Raw genomic sequence first — 13,576 nt, forward strand, 5'->3', positions numbered from 1 at the left:
AAGGAAGCAGGGAATAATAAAATTTAGATTCTTTCAAATGGAGTAACTATACTACAGTAAGTAAATTATCCCTGAAGGCTTTGATTGCTAAGTGTAATCCTTTAGTTCAGGTTCTTCCTCTAATATGCTATGAATAATTTAATACAAATACCACCTTAATAACCAATCCATTATTCTTAGTCAAATTTTGTTAATAAAGGTTAAAGACTGTTATGTATTAGCACTTAATACTGCCATTACTGTTGTAAATTACCCCCCTCATTGACTGCCTCATTTACCTAACAATTAAAAATAGAACATGAATCGTCGCGTTGCTGTTGCTGTTGCAACCAGCTTACTGTTTTCATCTACCTTAACCTTTGCCCAGGAAACACCTGCGCGTCCAGGTTCAGGAACTGTTACCCCTGGCAATTTTCCAGGATCTGGAAAGACTACTTCAAATAATAATGGGCCTAAGCCATATGCTGAAGTAATTACTTCAAAAGCCAAAACAGATAAAGGATTATTTACCACTCACAGAGTGGAAGACAAATACTATTTTGACATTCCTGATTCTCTTCTTAACAGGGATATCCTTGTAGTTAACCGCATTTCAAAAGCACCCGCCGGCGCACGTGCAGGATTTCTGGGTTATGCAGGAGACCAGATCTCAGATAATGTTATTTCCTTCGAAAAAGGCCCTAATAACAAGATTTTCCTCAGAAATATTTCTTACCAGGAAGTAGGAAGAGATTCTGCAGGCATGTTCCAGTCTGTTCGTAATTCCAACCTCCAACCTATTGCCGCTTCTTTTGATATCAAAGCGTTTTCAAAGGATTCGCTTACCAATACAAAAGGCTCTGTAATAGAAATGACAGATTATATAATGGGAGATAATGATGTTCTTTTCTTTGATGCCCGCACCAAAAGAGCACTGGGACTTAATGCCTATCAGAAAGAGAACTCTTATATAAATGACGTAAGATCTTATCCAAAGAATATCGAAATCAAAACAGTAAAGACTTATATCCGATCCCAGGCACCAGCATTTGGATCAGGCTCGCCTGCTGCATCTTTTGGGCCTTCCGCAGGAACGCCAACTACCTTTGAATTGAATAGCTCCATGGTTTTATTGCCCTCTACCGCAATGAAACCACGTTATTTTGATCCAAGAGTTGGATTCTTTGCAACAGGATATACAGATTTTGACGCCAATCCCCAGGGAGTGGAAGAAATAAGGATGGTTACACGTTGGAGGCTTGAACCTAAGCCAGGGGATGTAGATAAGTATTTAAGAGGCGAATTGGTGGAACCTCAAAAACAGATCGTTTACTATATTGACCCTGCAACGCCAAGGAAATGGGTTCCATACCTCATCGCTGGTGTAAACGACTGGAATGCGGCCTTTGAAAAAGCCGGCTGGAAAAACGCGATCGTTGCAAAACTCCCTCCTACTGATGATTCTTCCTGGAGCCTTGAAGGTGCAGGATATTCAGCAATTGTATACAAACCATCCGATGTAGCTAATGCCAGTGGCCCCCACGTTCACGACCCAAGAAGTGGCGAGATCCTGGAATCGCATATAAACTGGTACCACAATGTCATGAACCTTGTTCGTGACTGGTATTTTGTACAAACGGCAGCCGTAGACCCACGGGCAAGGTCACTTAGATTTCCTGATTCTTTAATGGGCCAACTGATACGTTTTGTTTCCTCACATGAGGTAGGTCATACATTGGGTTTGCGCCATAACTATGGATCGTCTTCAACCGTGCCTGTAGAAAACCTTCGCAATAAAGCCTGGGTAGAAGCAAATGGACATACTCCTTCTATCATGGATTATGCCCGCTTTAACTATGTAGCTCAACCCGAGGACCATATTTCTGAAGTGGGTTTATTCCCTCGTATTGGCGACTATGATAAATGGGCCATTGAATGGGGTTATAGGTGGACACCGCCTTCTGTTACACCTGAACAGGAAGTGGCTTTAATGAACAAAAAAACTATAGAGAAGCTTAAAGACAAGCGCTATTGGTTTGGCACAGAAACAGACCCTGATGATCCACGTGCACAAAATGAAGACCTTGGTGATAATGCTATCACTGCAAGTAATTATGGTATAAAGAATCTGAAGCGTATTGTTGTGCAACTTCCGGAGTGGACAAAAGAACCCAATAAAGATTATTCAGGATTAAATGAGTTATATGGCCAGGTAGTAACCCAATTCAACAGGTATATGGGTCATGTGGCTAAAAATATAGGAGGCATAGAAACCACTCCTAAAATGGTTGAAGAACAGGGAACAGTGGTGGAATTTGTTTCACGCAGCAAGCAAAAAGAAGCTATGCAGTTTCTACAGTTACAATTATTCCAGACACCAAAATGGATTGTTGATAATACCATTTCTGATTATACTGGCAGCAACAGGCTTACTACCATTAGTAATGTTCAGAATAATATATTAGGACGCCTGATTAATAACAACACGTTCAATAAGCTTTTCCGTTTCGAAGAAGAAAATAAAAACGCTTACACAGCAACGGAAATGCTTACTGATCTGAGGAAAGGGATATGGAGCGAAATTGCAATTCATAAACCTGTAGATATTTACCGCAGGAGCCTGCAAAAATCCTTTGTAGAGAGCTTGAATAAGATCATTAATCCTGACCAGGCCGGATCATCTATTGTCCTGACACCTATAGGATTTTCAGCACCTTCATCCAGCAGTAAAACCTCAGATGCTATTTCTATTGCCAAGGCGCAGTTAAGAACGCTTTCAGCAGAAATCAAAGCTGCTCTTCCAGCTTATAAAGATGCCAATACCAGGGCACATTTACTGGATGTTCAGGATCGTATTACCGAGGCTTTGAACCCAAAAGATTAATGTCAGGATATGATCACTACTTACCGTGATTAATATAAACTAAAAAGCACCCGGCGATCCGGGTGCTTTTTAGTTTAAAAGACAATTTCAATACTATCCTTTCAAAGGTGTGGCCTGCCCTGGCTTCCACGAATCTTTGAGGCTTACAGTTCTATTAAAGACCAACCTGCTATATGTATCCTTATTATCCAGGGTAAAATAACCCTTACGCAGGAACTGGTAGCGCTCATTGATCCTGGCATTCTTTAAAGCTGGCTCTGCAAAAGCTGTTGCCACCGTGTGCAGGGAATTATCATTGATATATTCTTTAAAGTCTCCCTCTTCGCTTGAAGGATCTTCAACCTTGAATAAACGGTCATACAATCGCACTTCTGCAGTAACTGCATTCTTTACTTCAACCCAATGCAATGTTCCTTTTACATTAATTCCTGATGTATCATGCCCACTGCGGCTTTCTGGAATATAGGTACAGTGTACTTCAGTCACATTGCCTGAATCATCTTTCACCACTTCATCACAACGAATAATGTAAGCATATTTAAGCCTTACCATTCCGCCAGGAAACAATCGGAAATATTTCTTTGGAGGATTTTCCATAAAATCCTCTCTTTCGATGTACAACTCTTTTCCAAAAGGAATTTTTCTTGTCCCGCTATTTTCATCTTCTGGATTATCCTCTCCCTCCAGCCATTGGGTTTCTTCTGCAAAATTTGTTATGATCACCTTTAGCGGATCAAAAACCACCATTCTCCTTAATGCTATTTTATTCAAATGTTCACGTACACAGAACTCAAGCAATCCAACATCACTTACATTTTCTCTTTTTGCAATGCCTACACGATCACAAAAATCACGTATAGCTTCAGGGGTATACCCCCTTCTGCGCATCCCACTAATGGTTGGCATTCTAGGGTCATCCCATCCATCTACATGCTTTTCATTCACCAATTGCAGTAGTTTCCTTTTACTCATTACTGTATAGGTGAGATTGCGCCTGGCAAATTCATATTGATGCGAAGGGTAGATCTCCAGTTTTTCTATCAGCCAATTGTATAATTCACGATGCGGTACAAACTCAAGCGTGCAAATAGAATGGGTTACTTTTTCAATGCTGTCGCTTTGCCCGTGGGCAAAGTCATACATAGGATAAATACACCACTTATCCCCTGTCCTGTGATGATGCGCATGTTTGATGCGGTACAATACAGGATCTCTCATCAGCATATTTGGATGCGCCATATCAATCCTGGCTCTTAAGGTTTTAGAACCATCAGGAAACTCTCCTGCTTTCATTCTTTGAAACAGGTCCAGGTTTTCAGCAATACTACGATCGCGGTATTTACTGTTTTTCCCTGGTTCAGTGGGGGTACCTTTAAGAGAGGCTATTTCCTCCGATGTAGAATCGTCCACATAAGCCAGTCCTTTATTAATAAGCTTTACAGCATATTCATACAATTCATCAAAATAATCCGAAGCATAGTGCTCATTCTGCCATTCAAAACCCAGCCACTTGATATCTTCCTTAATACTATCTACATATTCTGTGTCCTCAGTTACCGGGTTGGTATCATCAAACCTTAAGTTTGTATATCCAGGGAATTTTTTTGTAAGCCCGAAATTCAGGCAAATGCTGGTGGCATGACCCATGTGCAGGTACCCATTTGGTTCAGGAGGAAACCTTGTAACTATAGATTTATACTTTCCGCTTTCCAGGTCTTCTTCAACTATTTCTTCTATAAAATTCAAATGCTTTTCTTCACTCATACTTAATTATTGTAGCGGGTGCAAAGATAAGCCTATAGTATGTATAGGTGTAATTACTACCCCGCTATTCCCTCATTCAATACCTGAAATGGAAACTTTTAAACCTGCTGCCCTATTGTGTGTAAGTTTACTATAGAAAGCCCATATGAATATAAGCAGCTTTAAATTCCATGGAAATCTTAATGATTTTATGTATCTGCCGGACAGGGATAGAATTATCAAGTATTCATATTCAGGCCATCCCACCCTTAAAGATGCTATAGAAGCAATAGGTGTCCCTCACCCGGAAATTGGTGAAATAAAGGCTAACGGGCAAATTGTTTCACTATCTGAACCTTTAGAAAACACATCTTTTATAGAGGTGTTTCCTTTTGATCAAATGGTAGATGTGCCCCTGAAATTTATCCTTGATGTGCATTTAGGAAAATTAGCCCGTTTGCTAAGGTTGCTGGGTTTCGATGTATGGTATGATAATCAATACCTGGATAAGGAAATTATAAACCTCATAAAAATAGAGCAAAGGATCGTCCTTACCCGGGATATAGGACTATTAAAACAAAGAGCAGTAGTATGGGGATATTGGCTTCGGTCACAAAATTCTTTCAGGCAATTGAAAGAAGTCTTCGACAGGTATCAATTAAAAAAAAGCGTACAGCCATTTTCGCGTTGTCTCCTTTGCAATGGACTTCTTCATACAGTTCAAAAAATAAATGTGCTGAACCTTTTACCTTCCCGTACACAACTTTTTTACAATGAATTTTTCCAATGCCAGGATTGTAAAAAGGTATACTGGAAGGGTTCACATTATGAAAGGATGCTACAACAGGTAAAGGATTTTATTTAATTCCTGCCCCATTCTTTTGTTCTTGCAGCCAATGCGCTTTTCAATTCAAGCCTGTAACGCATAATCACATCATTGTTATACATCACATTTATCCATTGCACATTAGGTGTATTTACCCGGAAGGAATATTTCAAACTGTGAGGCGTGCTATCAGATGCCATAAGATAAACTTCATTGACATTTCTTTCAATAATTGAAGAATCAAAAAAGGGATCAGGAGATATATGTTTATCCCTCGATTTGTTGGTAATATTCACTTCAATATGTACCGTGTCGCCCAGGTATGCTTCCACAATACCATTAGAAGGAGAAACTTCGCCAATACTGTACTTTATAAAAGATTTACAATGAAAAGGCATTTTGCGAAATTCAGGTATGGAAGGTGGGTTGTCCATTAGCGTCCAATACAAATCTTCGGGGTAATGATCACGAATAAATTGTTCCGGCGGAGTAAGAAAATAAGTGTCATTAAGGCGTTGCACATATTGATCGGAATAAGTAAAATAGCCGCTAGCCCAGGTAACGTCCAATAAGTGCCAAGCACTATCAATCATTATCGCATTCCATGAATGGTTGGAACTAAACTTTCTGTTTCCCTGCATATACCCACGCGCATAACCGGAAATTATTTCTGAGCGCAAACCTGCATGATCGCATAAGGCTTTAAAAAGCTTCGCATAGCCATCACAAACTGCCATTCTCTTTTTAAGCACTTTTATAGCCGTCATCTCAATTGCCGATTTCCATTCCATGGTAGTGTCCTCTGGCTCGACTGAGTACTTTGACGAACCATTTCTTCTCTGGCTGCTGATTACAAATGTATTGTACGATATATGCTGTGCCACCCAACTGAATATAGCCCGTACTTTATCTACATCCTTTGTGTACGGAGCTATTAGAAGCTTTGATAAGGAATCAGGTGTTGGCGCATCGATACTGCCTACCCTCCAGTCTATATTGCTATAGTTCGAAAGAGATTGTGCTCCGGCTGTTCCAATAATACACATAAACCATATGCTTAACAAAAACCTCATAAGTCCTTAACCCCGTTCATTTATGATTGTATTGCAATTTCAGGCTTATTTTAAAGTTACTTAAGATTTTAACAAGTCCTGATGAGGCTTATAAATGGTCTTTAAAAAAGATGACCGGCAGTAGTATTTGCCTGTTAATGTTTTTAACATGCTTCATACGTAAAAATCGGCATTTCGTCCATCTTACTATTTACTTCGAAGTATTTCCATATAAACTTTGTAACCAGAAATGAGAACAATACGTCTCATATTTAAACAAAGAATTTAAAAACAACCTAAACTTAATTTTATGAAACGGATCATTATCACCCTTACACTTGTATTAACACTGGCCTCAACTTATAGTTTCGCCACTGATGTAAAAGTTTCAAGCACTATTATGCAATCTTTCAAGGCAAGGTTTGCTGATGCAGAAAATGTATCCTGGTCTGTGACCAATGGATTTTATGTAGCTGACTTCACCCTGGATGACAAAAAACAATACGCTTATTTCAATCCTGAAGGCGATTTAACGGTAATAGCAGAACCACTAACAATTAACCAACTTTCAAAAAAACAACAAGCTAATCTTCGTAAAAGCTATAGCAATTACACTGTGGTAGACGTGTATAAATTAACAGACAATGAAGATGTTAAATACTTTGTTGTAGTTGAAGACAGTTCAAAAAAGATCATTTTAAAAACAACTACAAGCACATGGGATGTGCTGCAGGCTTCCAATAAATAATATACCTCTGCATATAAACCAAGACCCCAGTCAAAGACTGGGGTTTTTATTTATTAATACATGCTATACAAACGTTTTTGGAAACAATAAAATGTGGCTGCTAAATGGAAGTAAGGATCATTTCTTTTTGTCGTAGTTGCTTTGACGAAAGGCAGAATGTTAAAAAAAGTAATTGAGAGCACATTCATTAAGCTACCAGGTTAAATACAAGTCTAATTCTTTTAACCAACCCTTAAATAAACGGTAGTATGTTCAAAAATAAAATTTTACCAGCCTTCTTTCTGCTAAGCAGTTTATTTGTTCTTACCAATTGTACCAGGCAGGACACTGTTACAAGTGTTAACCAGATGGAAGGCACATGGGTAGTCACAGGCATATATTCTGATTATCCTTATGATTGGAATAATGATGGATACACAGAGACAGATATTTTTGACACCTACAGCTATTGCCAAAAAGACATTTCTTTAAATTTTCAACGGAATGGTTATGGTCAATCAAGACAGGGATGTGATGCGCCCATTGAAAATATGAGCTGGCAACTTTCCAATAACCGCCTTGATATTTCTATGCCCTCCGGTGACATCAACCTAAGCATTACTCAATTTGATGGAAATACTCTTCGTGGATATGACCAGGTTAATGTCAATGGCAGAACTTATAATATCAATTATACCTTAAGCAAACGCTGATTAATAAGGCCTATTAAAAAAGAAAATGCTTATGTAAAAGATCAGAATCTTTTACATAAGCATTTATCCATATTATCCTTAATGAAAAATAGTGGCAAAAAAGGCCTTCATATCATTCCATGAGGCACTATCAGCAGCAGCATTATATTTAATAGGCATTTTAAATTGTTCGCCCTTTTTAGTAGCATCAGGATTAGTAAATGCATGGGTAGCACCAGGATATACTTTAAAGGTATAACTAGCCCCTACAGAATCCATGCTTTTACGAAAGGCATCTACCTGTGATTGTGGAACAAAGCTATCAGCTCCCCCATGGCATATAAGTATCTTAGCTTTCAAAAGATCTTTACGTGGAGGCACACCTTCCAAACCACCATGAAAACTTACTACACCATCCAGGTCGGAGCCTAGTTTAGCAGCATTTAAAACTACAGAACCACCAAAGCAATAACCAATGGCTGCTGTTTGGGTAGTATCAGCCTGTGGATAGGTCTTTGCTTTTGCAAGAGCCGCATCAAGTCTTTCTTTGCCCATCTTTGGATTGGCATAAAACGGAGTGGCAGCTTTTTGCGCCTCTTCTGGGTTATCAGCTATTTTTCCATCTCCATACATATCCGCAGTCATGGCAAGGTAACCCAACTGCGCCAGTTGTTTGGCACGCATCCTTGGGTAATCAGTTATTCCCCACCATTCCGGAACCACAAGAACAATAGGCCTTTTACCCTGCTTTGATTCATCGTAGGTTACATACCCTTTTAATTTAGTCCCGTTGGCAGTATATTCAACTTCTTCTTCTTTGATGTTTGCGCTATCAGATAGTTGTGACTGCATACTGTCCTTCTTTTGCTCTGCATTCTTTTCATCAGGATTAGCATTGCCATTACAAGATATCATACCAATCGAGACTGCCAATGTAAGGAAGAAAAAAGATTTCATACCGTTGGTTTTTTTGATTTTATTGTATAACGATCTGGAAGCTACAAAGTTCAGAAATTGCCATAAATTGATAACGGATATATTTATACGAATACATTATAGCAACAAAATAGCCATGCATTCAAGGAACACATGGCTATCTTTTGATCACTAAAAACTAATCTAATTTGCCCTGGGTAACTTTTTTATGTATTTCCACTTCTTTCATAAACTCACCTGTATCATCATCTGCATATAACCCATAAGCATCTACTAATGTACCCTTATTGCCATCCGCTGTTTCTATGGCATATAACACAGACATATCATCCGGGTTAGAAATCCCTTCAAACCGAAAAAAATTGGCTGCCATAACATCTTTAGACTTGTATTTCTTTTTACTGTCTTTTATAGACAACAGCTTTCCCTTTTCTACCCTGAACTGATCTGTATAACCTTTAGCTTCAAGGCGTTTCAGGCAGACTTCCATATCAGTCATTTCTGTGGCCCTGTCATTTGCCTCAGTATATTTTTCACTCCTGGTATCTTTTGCATTTGTTGAATCCAATTGATCTTTATCTGCTATTCGCATAAAAATGGGTTTTGATGTCTTAGCAACTACCAAAATAGTGCCTGCCATTTTTAGCACCCCGGAAGGATCTTATAATGATCATTTTTTGATAGCCTGTATTAACAAAGCCTGCAGAGGCATGACTGAACCGTACTGGTCAACCTGTGCCTTTATTTCCTCGTGGAGTTTATGTCGTACTTCTTGCTGCAAATCAACAGGTTTTTTAGCAAGAAAAGTACTTAGTGGAGAACCATCTACAAATCCAATGACCACATCATCTACATTTTTTAACTCTGTTGTCTTCATAACAACATCTATAGAGATGTTTACAAATCCTGCCTTTGAAAGCTTGTCCCTGATCTCGTCTTTATCAAAATAAGAATAAGGTCCTTTTTTTAAAAAATCAGGAGCTTCATCCTTAAACAGCTCATCCATAACCTTATTTAAGATAAAAACCCTGGGATTGTAGATCATATTATCCCACACACTGAAAATATATGCGCCTCCTTCTTCCAGAACTCTGAATGCTTCTTTAAATGCCACTTCTTTATCCGGAAAGAACATAACTCCAAACTGGCAGATCACATGGTCAAAACTGTTTTGCTTAAAAGGCAGTTGCTGTGCATCCGCCTGCAGCCATTGAACCCTATTATTGATTATATGAGACTTTGCTTCAGCAATCATATCAGGATTCAGATCTGTTGCTACTAAACTTCCATCACTGGGTAATAAGGATAGAAGGTGCCGTGTTAGCCTTCCGGTGCCGCATGCTATTTCCAACACATTTTTTAAATGCCTGGCTTGAAGTCTTTCCACCAGGTCCAGCGCATAGGTTTCAAATAAAAGGGGACCAAGATATTTATCGTAGTTAGCAGGCACAGAACCTGCAAATGCTGTAAGAGATGACATAACCAGGAAGTTTTATTTCAAAAAACCATACTTAAACAATGTCTGTTTTATGGCCTGTGCAAAGCTATACATTTGCATTTTGAACAGCACACCATGACCATAAAAATAATAAATCAGGACACTGCTGAATACAGGAAAATGATAGAACTCCGCATTACAGCTCTTCTTTCACCAATAGGTGTGCCTGCCCATTATATAGTTCCGGAAAAAGAAAAGAATGATATATTGATAGCAGCAATGGAACAGGGTGAAATGATTGGTTGTTGTATTTTGACACCCATTGATAATGAACAGATTCAACTTAGGCAAATGGCAGTGCATCCTGACCACCAGGGAAAGGGTATTGGAGCACAAATCATACTATTCGCGGAGCAGACAGCCAGGCTGAATGGATTTTCAATACTAAGCATGAATGCACGAAACCCTGTAATTGGATTTTATGAAAAAAGCGGGTATGTAATTACCGGTAATGAGTTTTTTGAAGTTGGTATTGCCCACCATAAAATGAAAAAGCAACTCTCGTAATACCACTCATGTATAATCCGTTTTTATTGATCACCATATTTGATAAGTTTAATACAAACTGCTGTTATGAAATTTTACTTACTCCTTCTTGCAAATATTTGTTTAATTACTGTTTATGGGCAAAACACTTCTCCAGCTCCATGCGCTTCCCCTGGTGCATCCCAGTTTGATTTCTGGATAGGTAGCTGGACAGCTACATGGGCCGATACGCTTCATGGGACCAATATCATTGAAAAAAAGTTTGGTAACTGCACGGTGCATGAAAACTTTTATGATCCAAACAATAATTACCATGGAGAAAGCTGGAGCGTCTATAATCCTTCTACTAAACAATGGAATCAAACCTGGGTCGATAACAAGGGTGGTTACATCGCACTTACAGGCGCAATGGAAGAAGGAAAAATGATTTTAAAGACAGGTGAAATGCAAACTCCTAAAGGCAAGAAACAAATGCGCATGGTTTATTATAATATCCAACCCGATTCTTTCGATTGGAGTTGGGATGCATCTGTTGATGGAGGCCTGACATGGAAGCCTTCCTGGCAAATACACTATACCAGGAAAAAGTAAAATGGTATTATAACCTGTCATTGCCTGGCAGTACCCGGAAAACTTAGCATAGGGATATATGAACCTGGTAAGGTTAAAATTTACAGCTTCAAGTACTTTAGGTTTCTCTTAGTACCAGCGCATCCAATCCTGTGAGGCCAATGCTTTTCTTGGACATAAATCCTTCGCCATACTTCACGCCAATTCTTTTGCCAAGCAACCTGGCCCTGGATACTATGGCCTCCATAAATTCAGGGTTTGATAAATAGCTCTGTGGCTCATTACTATTAGGATCGTGGAATTGTGTTTTATAAGCCTTTATCGATTCCATACGCTGCTCCCACACATCACTTACATCAATGATAAAGTCAGGTTCAAAAAAACGATCCTGTATATAATGCAATAGCATTTTAGGGCGCCATCTTTCCTGTTCTTTTCCTTCATATTCAGTCTTCACCTGGCGTAAGCCCGAAATAAAACAGGCATCATAGGTTAGCCACCCTCCTTTGCCATGATCAGGGTGTCTATCCTCAAGGATATTCCCGATAACGATCTCGGGCCGGTATTTACGAATCATTTTCACCAGTTCCAATTGGTGGGCTTCATCATTAACAAAGAAACCATCCCGCATTTTCAGGTTTTCCCTTGCCGAAACACCCATGATACGGGCAGCATCAGCCGCTTCCTGGTACCGGGTATCAATAGTTCCCCTGGTACCTAATTCTCCCTGGGTAAGATCAATAATGCCAACTTTTTTTCCCTTTCTTATTTCATTGATCAAGGTTCCGGAGCATCCCAGTTCCACATCATCAGGGTGAGATCCTACCGCTAATACATCCAATTTCATGGCGGAAAGATAAGAAAACTGCCATATCCTGATTTTAAGGGCGTTGTTAGCATGACAAAAAAAGTAAACCCTATAACAGTATAAATAATGCTTCTTTTTAATGTAATCTTATTCCAAAATGTAGGACTATATCGAGGTAATGTCCTTCAATTATGCAACGGCTATGTAACGCCTATGTAACGGCTTTGTGCCGCCTATGTAACGGCTCTTTAAAGAGGGGGTAAAAAGGCGTTGGAAAGTCAGGTCAAACGTTGGGGATAGACTTTTTAAATTTATAATTGGGATATTTTTCATATTGATGGTCTATCGTTTTTAACTAAAAAATGTCTTATGGAAAGAATATATTCATTTAAGCCAAATGACCATGAACTGGATACAGGTAATTCAATAACCTGGTGGCAGAATAAAAAAGCAATTATGAGTGGGAAGTAGTACTAATATTTACCGGGTTTAATGAAGTATCAAGAACAATACCTTCCAGCTTTGATAATCAACCTTTCAACCGCAATTTTGCCTTTTGAGTTTTGACTTTTTACTTATCACTTATCGTCCCGGCCTATACCCCGGCTTGTAAGCATTGTTATACCATGAGCCATTGATCTCCTGTACTATGGCATCGATCTGTCGATCTGTAGGATTGGTTTGAATGTCAAATTCCTGCTTTAAGCTACTTCCAAAAAAGAAGGCAACCGTCTGGTATAATCTTGCATTGAAGCCACCGCGGTAATCCTTAATGATCTCGTAACAATTATTGCCTGTTTCCCGGTATATTAACTTCATGAGTACCTTACCCTGGTACACCGATAGATTGGAAAGGGGTTCTGTGAATTTATCCTTGAGTTCTTTTTCCCTCGACTTTATGTAAGCTTTGCGGTCTCTTTTAGCGTTGATACCTACCAGTTGACTATTTACATCATTAATGATAGTAGCTGCTGATTTAGCATACGGAAGTGTAACATATACTGCATTACGCAGCCTGTTGTATGCTGCCAGAACCTTAGCTAGTTCATCGGGTGATAATTTAGAGACATAGACCATATCCATTTCACCATATGGCATCCATTCTCCATTATAATAAATAGCCGGAACTACTATAGTATCATTAACACCCCATTTGGTCGGATTGGGATGTGAAGAATCTTCCTGCGCCCTGCAGTCCTGTGCTGTGCCAACAAGGATAAAAAATAAGAGTATGGAAATTATCCGGGGCATACTTAAATATACAAATGAAACTGGCCTTTTAAAACAGACAAGCAAGTTAAAAGAAATGCTGTTTAAGAAAGGCTAAATTTCCATATAAGTCTGAAGCTGCCGGTTAAGGATATTTACCCCAGGT

At 39.1% G+C, this 13,576-nt stretch carries 13 protein-coding genes; 6 read left to right on the forward strand and 7 right to left on the reverse strand.

What is annotated here, in order from left to right; translation table 11 throughout:
- The first annotated feature begins 298 nt into the window (after positions 1 to 298).
- Positions 299 to 2,863, forward strand: a complete 2,565-nt coding sequence (locus tag BUA53_RS10640; protein WP_072835357.1) for a zinc-dependent metalloprotease — start codon at positions 299 to 301, stop codon at positions 2,861 to 2,863.
- A gap of 93 nt (positions 2,864 to 2,956) precedes the next feature.
- Here BUA53_RS10640 and BUA53_RS10645 read toward each other — a convergent pair whose 3' ends face one another.
- Positions 2,957 to 4,627, reverse strand: coding sequence for a glutamine--tRNA ligase/YqeY domain fusion protein (locus BUA53_RS10645; RefSeq protein WP_072835358.1), 1,671 nt, complete (start codon positions 4,625 to 4,627; stop codon positions 2,957 to 2,959).
- A 145-nt stretch (positions 4,628 to 4,772) separates the two neighbouring features.
- Here BUA53_RS10645 and BUA53_RS10650 point away from each other — a divergent pair, with 145 nt between their 5' ends.
- Positions 4,773 to 5,471 carry a Mut7-C RNAse domain-containing protein gene (locus BUA53_RS10650; RefSeq protein WP_072835359.1) on the forward strand — a complete coding sequence of 233 codons (699 nt, stop codon included), beginning with the start codon at positions 4,773 to 4,775 and terminating at the stop codon, positions 5,469 to 5,471.
- Here BUA53_RS10650 and BUA53_RS10655 read toward each other — a convergent pair.
- Positions 5,468 to 6,505: a transglutaminase domain-containing protein gene (locus BUA53_RS10655; protein WP_072835360.1), complete on the reverse strand. Its 1,038-nt coding sequence runs from the start codon at positions 6,503 to 6,505 to the stop codon at positions 5,468 to 5,470. The genes BUA53_RS10650 and BUA53_RS10655 overlap by 4 nt on opposite strands.
- A 289-nt stretch (positions 6,506 to 6,794) precedes the next feature.
- Between BUA53_RS10655 and BUA53_RS10660 the strand changes: the two genes are divergently transcribed.
- Complete coding sequence (locus BUA53_RS10660; protein WP_072835361.1) at positions 6,795 to 7,232, forward strand: hypothetical protein; 438 nt, start codon at positions 6,795 to 6,797, stop codon at positions 7,230 to 7,232.
- A gap of 248 nt (positions 7,233 to 7,480) precedes the next feature.
- A complete protein-coding gene (locus tag BUA53_RS10665) occupies positions 7,481 to 7,924 on the forward strand; it encodes a DUF5004 domain-containing protein (RefSeq protein ID WP_072835362.1) in 444 nt (147 codons plus the stop codon).
- A 78-nt stretch (positions 7,925 to 8,002) separates the two neighbouring features.
- Here BUA53_RS10665 and BUA53_RS10670 read toward each other — a convergent pair whose 3' ends face one another.
- From BUA53_RS10670 to BUA53_RS10680, 3 genes are all read right to left on the reverse strand, one after another.
- Positions 8,003 to 8,860, reverse strand: coding sequence for a dienelactone hydrolase family protein (locus tag BUA53_RS10670; RefSeq protein WP_072835363.1), 858 nt, complete (start codon positions 8,858 to 8,860; stop codon positions 8,003 to 8,005).
- Between the two features lie 157 nt (positions 8,861 to 9,017).
- Complete coding sequence (locus tag BUA53_RS10675) at positions 9,018 to 9,431, reverse strand: hypothetical protein (RefSeq protein WP_217652978.1); 414 nt, start codon at positions 9,429 to 9,431, stop codon at positions 9,018 to 9,020.
- Between the two features lie 78 nt (positions 9,432 to 9,509).
- Positions 9,510 to 10,319, reverse strand: a complete 810-nt coding sequence (locus tag BUA53_RS10680; RefSeq protein WP_072835364.1) for a class I SAM-dependent methyltransferase — start codon at positions 10,317 to 10,319, stop codon at positions 9,510 to 9,512.
- 93 nt (positions 10,320 to 10,412) lie between these two features.
- Between BUA53_RS10680 and BUA53_RS10685 the strand changes: the two genes are divergently transcribed.
- Positions 10,413 to 10,844, forward strand: coding sequence for a GNAT family N-acetyltransferase (locus BUA53_RS10685; protein ID WP_072835365.1), 432 nt, complete (start codon positions 10,413 to 10,415; stop codon positions 10,842 to 10,844).
- Positions 10,845 to 10,910: 66 nt separating this feature from the next.
- Entirely contained in the window at positions 10,911 to 11,414 is a 504-nt protein-coding gene (locus tag BUA53_RS10690; RefSeq protein ID WP_072835366.1) for a hypothetical protein, read from the forward strand.
- A 97-nt stretch (positions 11,415 to 11,511) separates the two neighbouring features.
- On the opposite strand, the gene bshB1 is transcribed toward BUA53_RS10690, so the two are convergent.
- Together bshB1 and BUA53_RS10700 are read right to left on the reverse strand one after the other, a co-directional pair.
- Entirely contained in the window at positions 11,512 to 12,240 is a 729-nt protein-coding gene (gene bshB1 / locus BUA53_RS10695; protein WP_072835367.1) for a bacillithiol biosynthesis deacetylase BshB1, read from the reverse strand.
- A gap of 543 nt (positions 12,241 to 12,783) precedes the next feature.
- Positions 12,784 to 13,452 carry a DUF4294 domain-containing protein gene (locus tag BUA53_RS10700; protein ID WP_072835368.1) on the reverse strand — a complete coding sequence of 223 codons (669 nt, stop codon included), beginning with the start codon at positions 13,450 to 13,452 and terminating at the stop codon, positions 12,784 to 12,786.
- Between the last annotated feature and the right edge of the window lie 124 nt (positions 13,453 to 13,576).

Origin of the sequence: Flavisolibacter ginsengisoli DSM 18119 (genome assembly GCF_900129295.1) — a bacterium.
Taxonomy (GTDB): domain Bacteria; phylum Bacteroidota; class Bacteroidia; order Chitinophagales; family Chitinophagaceae; genus Flavisolibacter; species Flavisolibacter ginsengisoli.